Annotated in this window: 15 protein-coding genes; 6 read left to right on the top strand and 9 right to left on the bottom strand. The window is 65.6% G+C overall.

Annotated features, from left to right (window positions below; translation table 11 throughout):
- Positions 1–9: 9 nt before the first annotated feature.
- From BGO82_RS15805 to BGO82_RS15795, 3 genes are read right to left on the bottom strand one after another with little or no spacing between them, the layout of a single operon-like run.
- On the bottom strand, positions 10–1,293 hold the full coding sequence (locus tag BGO82_RS15805; RefSeq protein WP_291306579.1) for an ABC transporter substrate-binding protein: 1,284 nt from the start codon (positions 1,291–1,293) through the stop codon (positions 10–12).
- 48 nt (positions 1,294–1,341) lie between these two features.
- Positions 1,342–2,193: a carbohydrate ABC transporter permease gene (locus BGO82_RS15800; protein ID WP_291306578.1), complete on the bottom strand. Its 852-nt coding sequence runs from the start codon at positions 2,191–2,193 to the stop codon at positions 1,342–1,344.
- Between the two features lie 8 nt (positions 2,194–2,201).
- Positions 2,202–3,152 carry a sugar ABC transporter permease gene (locus BGO82_RS15795; RefSeq protein ID WP_291306577.1) on the bottom strand — a complete coding sequence of 317 codons (951 nt, stop codon included), beginning with the start codon at positions 3,150–3,152 and terminating at the stop codon, positions 2,202–2,204.
- 182 nt (positions 3,153–3,334) lie between these two features.
- On the opposite strand from BGO82_RS15795, the gene BGO82_RS15790 reads away from it, so the two are divergent.
- Positions 3,335–4,339, top strand: a complete 1,005-nt coding sequence (locus tag BGO82_RS15790; RefSeq protein WP_291306576.1) for a LacI family DNA-binding transcriptional regulator — start codon at positions 3,335–3,337, stop codon at positions 4,337–4,339.
- A 7-nt stretch (positions 4,340–4,346) separates the two neighbouring features.
- Here the strand turns inward: BGO82_RS15790 and BGO82_RS15785 are convergent, their stop codons facing one another.
- The 4 genes from BGO82_RS15785 to BGO82_RS15770 are packed head-to-tail and all read right to left on the bottom strand — an operon-like array spanning position 4,347 to position 9,034.
- Complete coding sequence (locus BGO82_RS15785; protein ID WP_291306575.1) at positions 4,347–5,795, bottom strand: sulfatase-like hydrolase/transferase; 1,449 nt, start codon at positions 5,793–5,795, stop codon at positions 4,347–4,349.
- 23 nt (positions 5,796–5,818) lie between these two features.
- Positions 5,819–6,670, bottom strand: coding sequence for a carbohydrate ABC transporter permease (locus BGO82_RS15780; protein WP_291306574.1), 852 nt, complete (start codon positions 6,668–6,670; stop codon positions 5,819–5,821).
- A complete protein-coding gene (locus BGO82_RS15775; protein ID WP_291306573.1) occupies positions 6,667–7,599 on the bottom strand; it encodes a sugar ABC transporter permease in 933 nt (310 codons plus the stop codon). Before BGO82_RS15775 ends, BGO82_RS15780 begins: the two co-directional genes overlap by 4 nt.
- Positions 7,600–7,612: 13 nt before the next feature.
- A complete protein-coding gene (locus tag BGO82_RS15770; RefSeq protein ID WP_291306572.1) occupies positions 7,613–9,034 on the bottom strand; it encodes an extracellular solute-binding protein in 1,422 nt (473 codons plus the stop codon).
- 225 nt (positions 9,035–9,259) lie between these two features.
- Between BGO82_RS15770 and BGO82_RS15765 the strand changes: the two genes are divergently transcribed.
- Positions 9,260–10,330, top strand: coding sequence for a LacI family DNA-binding transcriptional regulator (locus tag BGO82_RS15765; protein WP_291306571.1), 1,071 nt, complete (start codon positions 9,260–9,262; stop codon positions 10,328–10,330).
- 33 nt (positions 10,331–10,363) lie between these two features.
- Positions 10,364–11,308, top strand: coding sequence for an SUMF1/EgtB/PvdO family nonheme iron enzyme (locus BGO82_RS15760; RefSeq protein ID WP_291306570.1), 945 nt, complete (start codon positions 10,364–10,366; stop codon positions 11,306–11,308).
- On the opposite strand, the gene BGO82_RS15755 is transcribed toward BGO82_RS15760, so the two are convergent.
- Positions 11,305–12,492, bottom strand: a complete 1,188-nt coding sequence (locus BGO82_RS15755) for an FAD-binding domain (protein ID WP_291306569.1) — start codon at positions 12,490–12,492, stop codon at positions 11,305–11,307. The two genes, BGO82_RS15760 and BGO82_RS15755, sit on opposite strands and share 4 nt — an antisense overlap.
- A gap of 83 nt (positions 12,493–12,575) precedes the next feature.
- On the opposite strand from BGO82_RS15755, the gene BGO82_RS15750 reads away from it, so the two are divergent.
- Genes BGO82_RS15750 through BGO82_RS15740 form a run of 3 tightly spaced genes read left to right on the top strand, consistent with a single transcriptional unit; the run spans position 12,576 to position 14,741 of the window.
- A complete protein-coding gene (locus BGO82_RS15750; RefSeq protein WP_291306568.1) occupies positions 12,576–13,244 on the top strand; it encodes a TetR/AcrR family transcriptional regulator in 669 nt (222 codons plus the stop codon).
- Positions 13,245–13,246: 2 nt separating this feature from the next.
- The gene (locus BGO82_RS15745) at positions 13,247–13,966 is read left to right on the top strand and encodes an SDR family oxidoreductase (RefSeq protein ID WP_291306567.1); all 720 of its coding nucleotides are present in this window, start codon (positions 13,247–13,249) and stop codon (positions 13,964–13,966) included.
- A 58-nt stretch (positions 13,967–14,024) separates the two neighbouring features.
- Positions 14,025–14,741: a SapC family protein gene (locus tag BGO82_RS15740; protein ID WP_291306566.1), complete on the top strand. Its 717-nt coding sequence runs from the start codon at positions 14,025–14,027 to the stop codon at positions 14,739–14,741.
- A gap of 7 nt (positions 14,742–14,748) precedes the next feature.
- On the opposite strand, the gene BGO82_RS15735 is transcribed toward BGO82_RS15740, so the two are convergent.
- Positions 14,749–16,341, bottom strand: a complete 1,593-nt coding sequence (locus tag BGO82_RS15735; protein ID WP_291306565.1) for a ShlB/FhaC/HecB family hemolysin secretion/activation protein — start codon at positions 16,339–16,341, stop codon at positions 14,749–14,751.
- Between the last annotated feature and the right edge of the window lie 42 nt (positions 16,342–16,383).

Here is a 16,383-nt window from a genome sequence, read left to right as displayed (position 1 = left end):
CACGGGAGATCAGCCCAGGATGCGCTTGGCCTCGGTGAAGAAGCTGTCGGCGGCGGCCTGCGGCGTCGCCTGGCCGAAGCCGACCGACGCATTGAGGCGGTTGAGCGTCGATTCGAGCTCGCCATGGCCGCTGATCCAGCGCGGCGTTGCCGACGGCGCATGGCCGCGCAGGTCGGCGAGGTAGGTGAGCACCTTGCCGCTCGGCACGTCGGCCGTCTTCGCCAGGACGCTGGCGGCCTTGTCGGAGGCGGGGCCGCCGAGCGACAGGCCGAGCGTTGCCAGCGCGCCCTCGTCGTTGAGCAGGAAGTTGACCAGCTTGGCTGCCGCCTCCTTGTTGCGCGACCCTTCCGGGACGACCCAGAAGTCGAGCGCGCGGATCAAATGGCCGTTGTCGGCGGCGCCGGCCGGCACCGGGCAGGCGTGGATATCGAGCTCGTCCTGCATTAGGGCCTGGTAGAAGACGATCTGCTGGCTCCAGCCGACCTGCATGGCGGCAGTTCCCTTGACCAGCGGCGCATTCTGGAAGCCGGCGCTTTCGGCGGTCACCGATGGCGGCGGCGCACCCTGGTCCTTGCGCATCGATTCCCAGTAGTCGAGCCAGTCGACGAGATCCTTGGGCTCGAAGCCGAGGGCGTTGTCGCCGCTGTAGAGCGACTTGCCGCGCTGGGTGACGAACAGCTCGAGGAAGGCGAAGAAGCCGCCGCCGTCATTGGTGCCATAGGAATTGGCGCCGCCCGCCTTGCCGATCTTGATGGCGAGGTCGCGGAAACCGTCCCAGGTCAGGTTGTCGAGCGAGCCGGCGGCCGCAACCTTCGCCTTGTTGTAGAACAGGGCAACGGCGATCTGGTTGTTGCCGATGGCGTGCACCTGGTCGCCATCCTTGCCGATCTCGACCACGCCCGGATAAAGCGCGGAAATGTCGATGCTCTTGCCGATGAAGGGGCTGAGGTCGGCGAGCAGGCCGCGCTTCACGTAGTCGAACAGATAGGTCATCGAATGACGGTGCATATCGGGTGCCGTGCCGCCGGAATATTCGACCGGCAGGCGATCGTAGAATTCGGCGAAAGGCGCGAATTCGACGCTCACAGCAATGTCGGGGTTCTTGGCGGTGAACTGCGCGATGGCCTTCTGCATGCGGTCATGCGTGTCCTGTCCGCCATACCAGCCGGCCTTGATGGACGTGCTGTCGGCCAGTGCGAAGTTCGACGTCGAAAGCCACAGCGCGGCGGCGCCGCCGACCGAGACTTTGAGCAGGTCGCGCCGGTTGAGGCCGGGCATATTCGGTCTAGACATGGATACTCCTCCTTGGTGATCGCAGATCTGCGTGAGTGGAAGCGGGGCTCATCCCTTGAGGCCGGTGGTCGCGATGCCGTCCGCCAGTTGCCTCTGGAACAGTACGAACAGCACGAAGATGGGAGTGAGGGTGACGACGGACATGGCGAACAGCATGCCCCATGCCGACTCGCCGCTGGTGGCATCGATGAACAGGTTGAGGGCCAGCGACGCGGTGTAGTTCTGCGTCTGCGTCAGGTAGATGAGCTGGCCGAAGAAGTCGTTCCACGTCCACAGGAAGGTGAAGATGGCGACGATCACCAGCGCCGGCCGGCACAGCGGAAAGATGATGTACCAGAAGGTTTGATACTTGTTGGTGCCGTCGATCTCGGCGGCCTGATCGAGGTCGCGCGGAATGCCGCGGATGAACTGCACCAGCAGGAATACGAAGAAGGCGTCCACCGCGAAGAACTTCGGCAGCACCAGCGGGATGATGGTGTTCACCGCACCCAGCTTCTGGAACATGATGTATTGCGGCAGCACCGTCACGTGGAACGGCAGCATGATGGTGAGCAGCATGATGGCGAAGGCGGCCTTCGAGAACGGAAATTCGAGCCGGGCGAAGGCATAGGCGGCGAGCGTGCAGGAGAACAAATTGCCCAGGATGCACAGCACGCAGATGATCACCGAGTTCAGCATGAACGCGGCGAAGGGCAGGCCGAGCTTGGTCCAGCCGGCGATGTAGTTGGTGAGCGTGAACGGGTCGGGCAGCAGGCCGGGCTCGGAGAAGATCACGTGTTCGGGCTTGAACGAGCTCGAGATCATCCACAGCAGCGGATAGCTCATCAGGATCGCGAGCGCGATGAGGATGGCGTGGCGCAGCAGCGTGGCGGGGAGGCGGTTCGGCTTCGCGGGGTGCATGGGCTCGCTCAATTCTCGTAATGAACCCAGAAGCGCGAGGACCAGAAGGCGAGCGCGGTGAACACCGCGATGATGACGAGCAGCACCCACGCCATGGCCATGGCGTAGCCCATGTGGAAGTTCCGGAAGCCCTCGATGTAGAGGTAGAGGGTGTAGAAGAGCGTGGAGTCGATCGGACCGCCGGAGCCGTCGCTGACGACGTAGGCCGGAACGAAGGCCTGGAAGGCGGTGATGGTCTGCATCACCAGATTGAACAGGATCAGCGGGCTCAGCAGCGGCAGGGTCAGCCGGAAGAAGCGCTGCACCGGATTGGCGCCGTCGATGATGCTGGCCTCGATGGTTTCCTTCGGAATCTGCCGGGCACCGGCGAGGAAGATCACCATCGGTGCGCCGAACTGCCAGATGTGCAGGATGATCAGCGTGCCGAGGGAGTAGCGCGGGTCGCCGATCCAGCTGGTGCCCGCGACGCCGAACAGGCCGAGGACGGAGTTCAGCAGCCCCTGGCCGCCGAAGAGCTGGCGCCAGAGCACGCCGATGGCGACGCTGCCGCCGAGCAGCGAGGGCAGGTAGTAGATGCCGCGATAGAGGTTCGCCGACCGGCTGGTCGAGGACAGCGACACCGCGATCAGCAGCGCGACGGTCACCGACAGCGGCACGGAGACCAGCACGTAGGTGGTCGTCACTTCGAGCGACTGGATGTAGCGCGGGTCCGACAGCAGCCGCTGGTAGTTGGCGGTGCCGATGAAGCGCGGCAGCGACAGCAGGTCGTAATTGGTGAAGGACAGCACCAGCGAGGCGACCATCGGCAGCGCGGTGAGCAACGTCACCCCCAGCAGCCACGGGGTGAGCATCACGAGAGCCGGGACGGTGTCGCGCTTCCTGCCGCGCGGCGCCGGCCGAAGGGCGGCGGCGGGCCGGGCATGCGGCACGGCCGTCTCGGCGGTCTGTGGCATCGCCATGACTCCTCCACCCGGGCAAGCCGCCTCCGTCGCGCGGCGAGGCGCCAGCGCGGGTAGTGGAGATGGATTGCCGCCAGAAAGCCGTCGCGTCCTCTCGCCACGGCTGCTAAATTTCTTTAGCAAATTGATTAGCTCGTGCTGTTTTGTCAAGCACGATGCCGAATGCACGGCGGACGGCCCTGGTGACCAAAGACTCGAAAAAGCGCGTGAGGATGATCGACGTCGCGCGCCAAGCGCAGGTGTCGCAGACGACGGTCTCGCTGGTCCTCAACAATATCGGCGGCGTGCGCATCGCCGAGGCGACGCGGCAATTGGTGATCGAGACGGCACGGCGCCTAGGCTATTCGCCCGGGCCGATGCTACACGACCTGCAGGACGACCACCTGCCGATCATCGGGGTGCTCATCAACGAGATTTCGGCGGCCTATCCGATCGACATCATCGACGGGCTGCACATGGCCGCACGGAGCGCCGCGACGCAGCTCGCGATCTTCGTGACGGATGGCGTGGTGGAACGCGAGGCCGAAGCGCTCACCTCGCTGCGGCGGCTGGGCGCCAGCGGCGTCATCTATGCCAACACCTTTACCGCCGGCGTGCATCCGAGCGATGCGCTGCAGGGTTTTGCGCATGTGTATGTGAACTGCTTCCGCAATGACGGGCAGGGGGTTGCCGTCATTCCCGGCGAGCGGGCGGCGGGCTTCGCGGCGGCGCAGTACCTGATCGGTACGGGCTGCACGCGCCTTGCGACCATCACGGGCGATAGCTGGCATTCGAGCACGCAGCGGCGGCTGTCGGGGTTCCGGCGCGGCATGACGGTGGCCGGACAGTCGCTCGATGCGACTCGCATAAAGCATCGCGACTGGCGCCATGAGAGCGGGCGGGCCGCGATGTTGGAGCTGCTGGCGCTCGACGAGCGTCCGGACGGCGTGTTCTGCCAGAACGACATGCTGGCGCGTGGAGCGTTGGCAGCGGTCGCAGAGGTCGGACTCAGCGTGCCCGGCGACATTGCGATCCTCGGCTTCGACGATCGCGAGTTTGCCAAGGACATCGGGCTGTCGACGATGCTGCTGCCGCATGCCGCGATGGCGGAACGTGGCATGCGGCTGTTGGCGCAGCGCGACCGGCTCGACGCACCGATGACGGTGTCGATCCGCTGTCCGCTGGTGCCGCGACAGACGACGCGCTGATGCGAGGCTAGTAGTCGGCGCGACGCTCGGGCAGGGGGTCGACGGTCCAGGCCATGCGATCGAGCATGCGCCGCATCAGGTCGAGCTTGAGCGCATCGTGCCCCGGCGTGTGCCACAGATTGTGGTGCTCGTGCGGATCGGCCGCGAGGTCGTAGAGCTCGGCATCGCCATCGGAGTGCGAGATCACCAGCTTGTGGTGGTCGGTGCGCAGCATGGTCATCTGCGGGTCGATTTCGGGCGGATGCCAGGGCATGGCGTTGTAGTATTCGCAATAGATGTCGTCGCGCGCGGCTTCGTCCTTGCCCTGCAGCGTCGCGAGCAGCGAGTGCCCCTGCATGCCGGCGTAGCGGGAAATGCCGGCGGCCTCCAGCAGGGTGGGAGCGATGTCGACCAGCTCGACCATGCCCTGTGCCCGTCGGCCGCGGGCAAAGCCCGGGCCGGAGATCACCAGCGGCACGTGGATGGCTTCTTCGTAGAAATAGGGGCCCTTCAGGTAGATGCCGTGGTCGCCGAGCATCTCGCCGTGGTCGGACATGAAAATGACAATGGTGTTGTCGCGCTGTCCGGTGCGCTCGAGCGCGTCGAGCATGCGCCCCACCTGCGAGTCGATCAGGTCGCACATGGCGTAATAGGCGGCACGCACCAGCCGGTGATCGCGCTCATCCATCTTGTCGTAGGGGAAGCCAGCCTGCCCGCCATAGGCGCCGTCGTGGTCGATGCGCTGTACGGCGGTTTTCTCGGCAAGCTCGCCCCTCTGGTAGTCGGGAAGCTCGATCGCATCGAGATCGGCGAGATAGCGGTCGAGGTAGGCCCTGGGCGGATCGAAGGGATGATGCGGATCGAAGATGTTGACCGAGAACATCCACGGCCGATCCACGCCTTCATGCGCCTCCATGAAGGTGATCGCCTTCTGGGCGCACCAGGTGGTCTGGTGGTCGGCCTCGTCCATGCCGTAGGAGACGTATTTCGAGCCGTCGACGGGCGTGGTGCCGTATGCCTTGCCGCGTTCGCGCAGCCACAGGTCGTACTCGTTGGTCGGCCAGGAATTGTTCGGCCGGCCGGGATGGTGCGACCAGTGGAACTCGGCGTAGCCGTCGTCGATGCGGCGTTCGTGATCGGGCGCGACGCTCTTGTGGCAGGCCGACAGATGCAGCTTGCCCGACAGGCCGCAGGTGTAGCCGTTGTCGGCGAGCAGCCGGCTGATGAGTTTTTCGTCAGCGGGGATGTCCTGGCCGTTCTGGCGCGTGCGCGTGGTGCGTGGGTAGCGGCCGGTGAGGAAGCTGGCGCGGCTCGGGGTGCAGACGGGGCTTTGCGAAAAGGCGCGCTCGAACAGCACCCCTTCGGTGGCGAGCCGGTCGATGTTGGGCGAATGCACCGCGGTGTTGCCGTAGCAGCCCAGCGTATCCCAGCGCTGCTGGTCGGTGCAGATCCACAAAATATTGGGCTTTTGTGTCATCGGCTGACTCAATCCTTTTTAGTTCAGGCTTTGATGGCGCCCGCGACCCCTTCGACGAAGAACCGCTGGACGAAAAAGAAGAAGACGATCACCGGCACCAGCGACAGCGTTGCGGCAGCGGCCATGCCGGGCCAGTCGGTTTCATTGGTGCCGACGAAGGCCAGCATGCCGACCGCCAGAGTGCGCTGGCCGGGCGCGCCGAAGGTCAGCACCAGCGGAATCAGAAAGCTGTTCCAGGCGGCCAGGAAGGTCAGCACGGCAACCGTGGCAGTCACGGGGCCGGCGAGCGGCAGCATGATGCGGCCGAAAATGGTGAAGAAGCCGGCGCCGTCGACCACAGCGGCCTCTTCCAGCTCCTTGGGCAACTGGCTGAAAAAGCCGGCATAGAGCAGGATCGAGGCAGCATGGCCGCTGCCGGCAAGCGCCAGGATGATGCCCCAGCGGTTGTTGAGCAGGCCAAGCGTCTTGGTGAGGTCGACGATGGGGATGATGGCAAAGCCGGCCGGAATGATGAAGGTCGCGACCAGTACGCCGATGACCAGCTTGCGGCCGATGAAGTTGTAGCGCCCCAGAACGTAACCGGTGAGCGAGGTGTGGAAGATGACCAGCAACACGGTGCCGACCGTCACCAGCACCGTGTTCAGCATGTAGGTGGAAAATCCCGCCGTGGCCCAGGCGCGGACGTAGTTGTCCCAGCGCAGCGCGTTGGGAACGAGGCTCAGGCCCTTGGAGAAGATTTCCAGCGGGTCCTTGAACGAGGCCGAGACCAGCCAGAGGAACGGATAGATCCAGACAAGGCAGAGGACGGCAAGCACCAGTACCGAGAGCCATGTCCAGAAGCGGGCGCCGGAGCGCGAGGAAGCGGCGGCGCTCATTGTTCGGCCACCCGGCGGCGCAGGCGCGCGACGACGACGATCTGCGCGGCAATGACGGCCATGACGCAGACGCCGAACAGCAGCGCGGCGGCGGAGGCGTAGCCGAGCCGCGGAATGTTGGCGGCGAAGGCCTGGCGATAGACGAAGATGTCGATGACCTCGGAGGAAAAGAACGGACCGCCATTGGTCAGGGTCAGCATGAGATCGAAGACGTTGGTCGCCTCGACCACGGTGATCAGGGTGATGATGATGGTGAAGGGCGTGAGCAGCGGCACGGTGATGTAGCGGAAGCGCTGCCAGCGGCCGGCGCCGTCGATGCGCGCGGCGTCGTAGAGATCGGCGGGGATCGTCTGCAGTGCCGCCATCCAGTAGATCAGGGTGATGCCGAGCCATTTCCATACCCACACGCCGATCGCCGTGTAGAGCGACAGGCCGGCACGGCCGAGGAAGTTGATCGGCTGGGTGATGAGGTGAAGCTGCAGCAGCACCTCGTTGACCGGTCCACTGGCGGGATCGAGGACGAAGCGCATCACGACGCCGAGGATCGCCGCGGTGGTGACCACCGGCAGGAAAATCGCGGTGCGGAAGCTGCGCGAGAATGGCAGGCCGGCGTTCAGCACCACGGCGAGCAGCAGGGCAAGGCCGACGCGGATCGGTACCGCGACGACGACGAAGATCACCGTGTTGGCGAAGGCGTTCCAAAACAGCCGGTCGGCGAAGATCTCGGCATAGTTGCCGAAGGCGATGAACCTGCCGGCGCGCTCGAAGCCGTTCCAGTCGAGCAGCGAGAACCAGATGCTGGCGAACATCGGCCAGATCGTGTAGCTCGCGACCAGCACGACGGTGGGCAGCAGGAAGAGGTAGATCCATCGATCCGCCCAGAGACGCCGGCGGATCGATGGACGGATTGCGGAGTGGGAGAGACTCACATGCAATCCTTGATCAGTACTTGTCCGGGGTGAAGTCCTCGGCAGGGTTCCAGGCGTCGAACTTCCAGTCGTCGACGCTGACCTTGCCGCCGGCATCGTTGACGGCCTTGATCGCCCGGTCGCGTTCGGCGGTCATCTGGTCGGCGAGTTGCTTGAGCACCGGCTTTGGATCGGCGAAGGCGCCGGCGAACGCGCCCTGCACGATCTCGCCGAGGCTCGGGCTCACCGGCTTCATTTCGCCATAGACCTTGCCGACATCGGCATTGCGGATGACCGGCTCGGGCGCGAGGCGCACACTGTCCTTGTAGCCGGCGACCACGTCCTTGTAGGTCTGGTGCACATTGGCCTGGGCCACGGCGTCGAGGTTCAGCGGCGGCTGGTCCATGCGCTCGGCGAGCTTGATGTAGAACTCGTCGGTGGTGAACAGGTTGAGCAGCTCCGAGGCGATGTCGGGGTTTTTCGACTGCGCGGAGATCCAGAAGGTGCCCGCCTGCGGTGACGAATGCACATGGCCGCTGTCGGTCAGCACCGGGTTGCCCGATACCGCGATGTTGGGCAGCACCTGGGCGAAGCTGTTTGCGATGACGCCACTGTTCCACGGACCATCGGTGAACATCGCGGCTTCGCCCGCTGCCCAGCGGGTGCGGCCCTGGCGGGCATCGAGCGAGGACGAGGCAGGGTGCAGCGTGCCGTCCTGCTGGAACGACAGCAATTGCTGCAGCGTCTCGACATATTCGTCGGCCGCATAGTTGTACTGGCCGGTCTTCCAATCGATCGGACCGGCGCCGCCGATCATCTGCGACAGGTCGTCGACATGCACGCGCATGCGGTCGGTGAACTGGATCGGCAGCAACAGGCCGTAGGTGCCATTCTTGGTGGCGGCCTTGGCCACCTGCCGGATCTGGTCCCAGCCCTTGATGGCGTTGCCGTCGGTGTCGATCTTGTCCTTGAGCGACCACAACGACGTCGAATGCTGGCGGAAGCTGAACAGGGGGAAGGAATAGACCTTGCCGCCGAAATTGGTCAGGCCCTCGAACAGCACGTCCTTCTGGAACGGCTTGTCGAGGTGCAGGCCGGAGCCTGCTGGGGCGAACCAGCTCGAGCCGGCGAGCTGGTTCAGCGTCGCCAGCGGGGCGGGAATCGACATCACGTCGGGCGCCTGCTCCGAGCGGAACGCCAGTTGCAGCGCCTGCATCATGTCGGCCGGGTTCATGACGGTATGTTCGACGGTGACGCCGGGATGCACAGCGCCGTAGTTGGCCCACGCCTTTTCGAACAGGGGAGCGATGGGCTGAAAATGGTCCCACCATTTGATGGTCTTGGCGTCCTGGGCAAATGCGGACCGGCCCGATGCCGTGGCCATCGCGGCCGCCAGCGTCCCCAGTCCGACAAGCGCATCGCGGCGGTTGATGCCGCCAGTCTGTCTCGTGCTCATGCTGATCCTCCTGTTTGCATGGCGATGAACTATCGGGTTATTTATGACTTCTGTCTAGCGCTATTCTGAATGCGACAAGCTTGAGGGTTGCGTGTGGCGGCATAGTGCAATCATGTCCCGCGGGTGACGACCATCGAGCGGGCCTTCTGAGTCCGAATGCCGAGACGAAGCGACAACGTGAACAAGGCCAGCAAGGAGCAGGGGAGGACGTCGCGCGGTCCGACCATGATCGACGTGGCGCGCCGCGCCGGCGTCTCGCAGGCGAGCGTATCGCTGGTGCTCAACGATACCGGCGGCGTGCGCGTGGCGGACGCGACCAGGCAAAAGGTGCGCGAGGCCGCCGAGGAGCTGGGCTACCGGATCTGGCGGCGCTCGCCGGTGGGCAGCGGCTCGATCCGTACGATCGGACTGCTGGTCGACGACATCGGGTCAAATCCGCTGTCGCTCAACGCGGTCGAGGCGGCGCGCGAGCGGGCCTGGAAGGACGGCTGCGTGCTGGTGGTGCTGCCGATCCACGGCGACAAGGACCTGGAGCGCTGTGCCATCGACCTGCTGATGGCGCAGCGACTGGTCGGGATCGTCTATCAGTCGTACTTCACGCAGGAATTGACGCTGCCCAAGGTGCTCAGGACGGCCAACATCATTCTGCTCAATTGCTACACACGCGACCCCAACGTGCCGTTCATCATTCCGGGACACGCGGACGGTGCACGCGGGGCCGTGGCGGCGCTGCTCGACGCGGGGCACAGGCGCATCGGCTTCATCAATGGCAAGAGCAGCGTTGAAGCCTCGCGCCATCGGCTCGAGGGCTATCGTAAGGCGCATGAAGACCGCGGTCTGGCAGTCGATCCGGAGTTGATCCGGGACGGCGACTTCACCATCGGCCCCGGCGAGCGCGAGACCACGGTGCTGATGGCGCTGCGCAAGCCTCCAACCGCGATCTTCTGCGCTTCCGATCGCACGGCGGTGGGGTGCTACGAAGCGCTGAAGACGCTGGGCCTCAGCGTGCCCGGCGATGTTTCGGTCATCGGTTTCGACGATGATCCGCTGGCAAGCATCGTGACGCCGCCGCTCAGCACGGTGCGCGTGCCGCATGCGCGAATGGGCGAGATCGCGGTCGAGTACCTGCTGGGGCGCGCGGCCGGGGAAAGAGCGGCGGGATCGGTCACGAGCCGCATCGCCTGCGATTATGTTGCGCGCGAGTCCGTCGCCGCGCCGCGGCGCAGGGCGCCGCGTGCCGAGGCCGGCACACGGCGCCGCGTTCGGGCCGAGCTGCCGCTCGAGGCCGGAAAATAGGAGGCTGCAATGGAGTCCTGCTGTTCACCCAACATGCCACACTTGCTCGACGTCCAGGCGATGACGCCGGCGCGCGGGCGTGCCGAGCCGCACCCCATGCTGCGCGACGCGATCGCCTGGATCGAGGGCGGCCACAGTTTCGTTGGTACCCGGCAGCCGGTGATCCGCGCCGACGGCGAAGGTCCGCCGCGTCCGACGAAGCTGAGCCGCTACGGGATGAGCCGCTACGCCGCGAGCAACCGGCAGTTCCGCGCCTTCGCCGACGAGACGGGATATGTGAGCGAGGCCGAGCGGTTCGGCTGGTCGTTCGTGTTCTGGATGTTCCTGCCCGAGGAGCTGGCACGTGCGTCGCGGCAGGTGGTGGGGACACCATGGTGGCACGCCGTCGACGGTGCCGACTGGCGCCACCCCGCGGGTCCCGGCTCGAGCATCGAGGATTGTCTCGACCATCCGGTGGTGCAGGTGTCGTGGGCCGACGCCAATGCCTTCGCCGCCTGGGCCGGTGGACGCCTGCCGACCGAAGCGGAGTGGGAGCACGCAGCGCGCGGCGGCACCGAACATATCTTTCCGTGGGGCGACGACGAGCCCAGCGACGACACGCCGCCGCTCAACATCTGGCAGGGCGAATTCCCGCGCCGCAACCTCGCGACCGACGGCTATCTGGGTACGGCGCCGGTCGACAGCTTCGCACCCAACCCGTTCGGCCTCTACAACATGTCGGGAAACACCTGGGAATGGTGCGCGGACCGGTTTCGGGTGCGGTCGCTGTCGGCGGCGGCCAAGCAGCGCGATATCGACGCCCTGCGGGAGCAGGAGCGCACGCTCAAGGGCGGCTCGTATCTCTGCCATCGCAGCTATTGCCATCGGTACCGCATCGCGGCCCGCATGGGGCGGTCGCCCGATAGCGCCGCCGGCCATATCGGGCTGCGGCTGGCGTTCGATCCACCGGCCGAACCCGCACCCGAGCCAGCGGCTTAGCGATAGTCGCCCAACGCCTGGCGATCGTTGATCTGGGCGCCGAACAGCAGCCTGGTCAGACCGAGGGTGTTGGCGACGTTGATGGAGGTATTTCGCAGCCATAGCGCGAGGGCGCTCTGCGGCACGAAGCTCGCCGCGAAGCCGCGCGCGGCCTTCTGCTTGCGCTCGACGTAAGGCCGCAGGAGCTGCTCATACGCTGCGAAGGCGGCCGCATGATCTCCGCTTGCAGCGTGGAGCTCGCCGGCCAGCGTGTAGGCTTCTGCCATCGCCATCGCCGAACCTTCGCCGGCCAGCAGGCTCGGGCATGCACAGGCATCGCCGATCAACGCGACACGTCCCTTGGTCCAGCGCGGCATGACGATCTGGCTGACGCGGTCGAAATAGAGGTCCGTGGTGGCCGCAAGCGCGCGCAGCATGTCCGGGGTTTCCCAGCCGCTGCGGGCATAGCGGCGGGCTAGAATCTCCTTCTGCTGCGCCGGATCGTGCATCGGGATCCCCTGAGGGCTGGCGTCGGCAAAGACCAGCAGAAAAACCGTCGTCTCGTCGTCCATGGTCACTCGCCAGATCTGCTTGCCGGGTTCGCCATAGGTCACATAGACGTGCGGATCGCGATGCGGGTAGTCGTGAGCGCTGAATGCCGCCACGTAATATCCGAGGAAGCGCTCGTACTCGGCCTGTTCGCCGAAAGCGAGGTGGCGCACGGCGGAATGCAGCCCATCGGCGCCGACCACGAGATCGTAGCCTTCGTGCGCGCCGCTGCGGAATGTCACCTCGACGCCGTCCGGATGCTCGGTGAGGGTAGCCACGCTGTCCCCGAAGCGAACTGAGACGTCATCGTCGAGTGCATGATAGAGGGCAGAGGCGACGGCGGAGCGTTGCAAGCTCATGATGCGGCCGCCTGCGATATCCTGCAAGGCTCGCTGGTCGATGCCGCTGATCTTGCGGCCATTGCGATCGACCACACGAAACTCCTCGATCACGAGATCGGACCGGCGAAGCTCGTCCACCAGGCCCATCTTTTCGGCAACGCGGTAGCCCAATCCCCAGAAGTCGATGACGTAGCCGCCGGCGCGCGGCTCGGCCGCCTGCTCCACGATGGTCACCGCGTATCCGTATCTGCGGAGCCACCAGGCAAGGCAGCACCCCGCGATGCCGCCGCCCGAGACGAGGATTTTTCCGGACATGGCGCTTCCTTGTGTGGACCAATGATATGTACCAGTAGTACATATCATTGGTCCACAAGACTGGAAAAGGCAAATAGATTTGCATGAGCAGGGAACGACTGAAGCGCATGTCGCCGGAACGGCGCGACAAGCTGTTTGAGAGCGCGGCCGAGGAATTCGCCGCACAGGGCTACGAGGCTGCGTCGCTCAACCGCATCATCGAGCGCGCCGGCATCGGCAAGAGCTCGCTCTACTATTATTTCGAAGACAAGCGGGATCTGTTCGGGCAGCTGATCCAGGCCGTGTTTGAGCATTTCGTGCGCGACATCGGCGGCTTCGACTATCGCACGCTGACGGCCGAGAGCTTCTGGCCGGAAATCGAGGCGCTGTTCCTGAAGGGCGTGGCATTCTCCGAGCGCAACGCCTGGTATGTGCGGGTCGGACAATTGTTCCACCGCTTCCGGCATCACGAAAAGGGCAGGGGGCCCGCCGCGGGAGCGATGGGATCGGTCGAAGCCTGGGTGGCGTCGCTGCTGCGGCACGGCATGACGCTGGGCGTGGTGCGGAGCGACCTGCCGGACGAATTGCTGATCCAGTCGGTCATGGCGATGGTCGAAGCCTGTGACCGCTACTTCCTCGAAACCTGGAGCCAATACGCGCAGGCCGAGCGTCGGGTACTGATTGCGCAGCAGATGGATCTGCTGAAGCGGATCTGTCTTCCGGCAGCCGAGCCTCGCAGGGACCGCGCCGAGCAATCGGAGAATGGAGTCTGACAATGCTGCAGGGCAAGAGTGCCGCAATCACGGGAGCCGCGTCTGGCATTGGCCTCGCCTGCGCCCGTGAGCTGCTGTCGCTGGGCGCGCGCGTGGTGCTGATCGACAGGGATGAGGAGGCCCTGCGGCGGGCGGCGAGCGACCTCGGCGACAATGCGTTCCCGCTGCGTATCGACCTGCTCGACGGCGTCAGCGTCGACCGCATGCTCCCGGCCATCGTCGATCTCGTCGGCCCGCTCGACATCTTTCACGCCAATGCCGGCTCGTATGTCGGCGGCGAGGTGGCGGAGGGCGATCCCGATGCGTGGGACCGGATGCTGAACCTCAACGTCAACGCGGCGTTTCGCTCGGTGCGCGCGGTGCTGCCGCACATGGTGGAGCGGCGGACCGGCGACATCATCATGACGAGCTCGATCGCGGGGCTGGTGCCGGTGGTGTGGGAGCCCATCTACACGGCATCGAAGCATGCGGTGCAGGCGTTCGTGCATACGGTACGGCGGCAGGTGGCAAGGCACGGCATCCGCGTCGGCGCCGTGGCGCCAGGTCCGGTGGTCACCGGGCTGATCAGCGACTGGCCGCAGGAAAAGCTCGACGCCGCGCGCGCCGCGGGCGACCTGATGGAAGCCAGCGAGGTGGCCGCCGCCGTCGCCTTCATGCTGACCCGGCCACGCAACGTGACCATCCGCGACCTCGTGATCCTGCCGCAGGCCAACGACCTTTGAAGCGACGTTACGGTGGCAAGGTGGTGACCGTTGCAGCGGCGCGTGCTAGCGTCAAAAGATGGTCAATCCTCTTTTTTACCAGCGCATCGTGCCGCTCGACAGCGCCGCGCATCGCAGCCTTCGACTCGCCCCGATTGCCAGGCCTTACCGCTTTGCCGGCGATGCCAATCTGATCCCGGCGCTGGCAGAGGAATTCAGCGCGGCGGCTGGCGTCATGCCGGTGGCGTTCCTGCCGGGCGCGGACAAGCCCGCAGCGGTGTTCGTCGTCGGTTTCAAGCCCAACCAGAACCTGTTGGTGACGGCGGAGGGGCTTTGGGCCGGCAGCTATGTCCCGGCCTATCTGCGGCGCTACCCCTTCATCATGGGCGACGTGCCCGGCGGGCAGCCGATCCTGTGCGTCGACGGCGCGTTTGCGGGCCTCGGCGATACGGGCGAGCCGCTGTTTCTGGAGACGGGAGCGCCGGCACCGGTGGTGACGCAGGCGCTGACCCTGGCCGAGAACTATCGGCTCGGTGCGCAGCGCACCGACGAGTTCTGCATGACGCTGCAGCGGTTGAAGCTGTTTCGGTCGGTGACGCTCGAGGCCAAGCCGCCGGACGCGCAGTCGGTGGTCGTGCACGGATTGATGGTGGTCGACGAGGAGGCGCTCAACGCTCTGCCGGAGCCCGATCTCGCCGAACTGCAGCGACAGAAATTCCTGCGTCCGATCTATGCGCACCTCATCAGCCTCGGTGCATTGCCGAAATTGTCGGAGCGGTTGCAGGCGGCCGATTGATCGGGCGCTATTGCAGCGTGCCGGTCAGCTTCGCATAGACGGCGAGACTCGGCTGGCCGGCGATGGCCGGCAGGATGGGTGCTGCGGCGCTGATATCGAGGCTGGCGCGGCCGGGCAGGGTGTAGGTCCAGCCGGCGCCGAGCGAGGCCATGTTGGTACTCGCCGGGAAGGTGGAAACGACACGGCCGATATCGAGCAGTCCATAGACATCGAGGCCTTCGGTCTGGCCGGAGCCGGTCCAGTGCAACTCGGTCTGGGCGAAGAAGCCGCTGTCGCCGCCGACGCCATCGGACGGGTAGCCGCGTACGCTGTTGTAGCCGCCGATCTGGAACAGCAGGCTGCCGGGCAGCAATTGCTCGCGCGTATATTGCCAGGCGGCGCGGCTGGTGATGCTGAACGAGTCCGACAGCGCGATCCTGCCATTGGCGTTGCCGGCGAACAGCCAGATGCCGCGCTTGGTCGCGAACAGATGATCGTCGGCCGACGCGTAGATCATCTGCGGCTGCGCCCCGATCGACAGGCGGGCGTTGGAGTAGCTGACGGCCACGCCGAGCGACGCCTTGAGCACGTTGGTATCGACGATGGGCGTTCCCGCCGCAAAGGATTGCGACGTGCCGGACGAAAGGGTGGCGAGGGCGATGGCCGTCAAATCCATGCCGGTGTAGAGCGCCTGGGTCAATGTGGCGGTCACGGCGTCGGAGCGTCCGGTGATGTCGAGCGGCTTGGTGGGCCCGGCAATGACCTTGATGGCCGAGGCCGTGGCGCCGAGCGAGATGCGGGTGCCGACGTGGCCGAACGGCATGTCGAAATTGACGGTACCGGCGAGGCTGCCGCGGGTCGCGGTCGCCAGCACCATCAACTGGTCGTCGATGCCCAGCATGCCGTATTTCTGGAACATGGCACCGAGCTGAATCTCGCCGGTCGAGGCGACGCCCTGATTGTCGAGGGTCAGCTGGAACAGATTGGGCGCCGGTTCGCGCACTCCCAGGGTGATGTCGGTCATGCCGAACTGGGCACCAGGCTGCAGCAGCAGGCTGAGCTGGGCGTGATGCGTGCTGTTGAAGCGGGCGATGTCCTGTGACGCTGTCGGCACGTCGACGATGTCGCCGTTGCGCGTCAGCCGCACGGCCTTGAGCAGCATGTCGTTCCTGGTCACATGCTGGCCGACGATGCTGACGGCGCCCTCGCGTCCCTCGACGAGACGGACGGTCAGCCTGCCGGCCGTCAGGTTCTGCGGCGGCAGGATGGCTCCTGCGGTCACCACGCCTTTCTTGGCGTAGAGATCGTTGACGTCGCGGACCAGGGCCGAGATCTGCGAGAAATCGACCTTGCGGCCCACATATTTCGCGATGATGGCGTCGAGCTCGGCCGTGCTCAGGAAGGCCGAGGGTGGCTCGAAGGTCACCGATCTGAGCTGCACCAGCGGACCACCAGGGGGCGGCAGCTCCGCCCGCTGCAACGGCGTGCTCACCACGCCGCCGGGAGGCGGCTGCGTGGCGTCGCGCAGCGTTTCGGCGTTGCGCTCGGTCTGCTGCAGCACCTTGCTGGCCGGATCGGATTGGGCGACCGCGGGGCCGCCCAGTGCCAGCGCCAGGGCCAATGCCGCAGCTGCGGGAGCCGCCGCCCTGGACGGGAGCCATGT

Origin of the sequence: Devosia sp. 67-54 (assembly GCF_001899075.1) — a bacterium.
In the GTDB taxonomy this organism is placed as follows: domain Bacteria; phylum Pseudomonadota; class Alphaproteobacteria; order Rhizobiales; family Devosiaceae; genus Devosia_A.
Note: the sequence above shows the minus strand (reverse complement) of the source record. Positions and strands in the feature narration are given on the sequence as shown.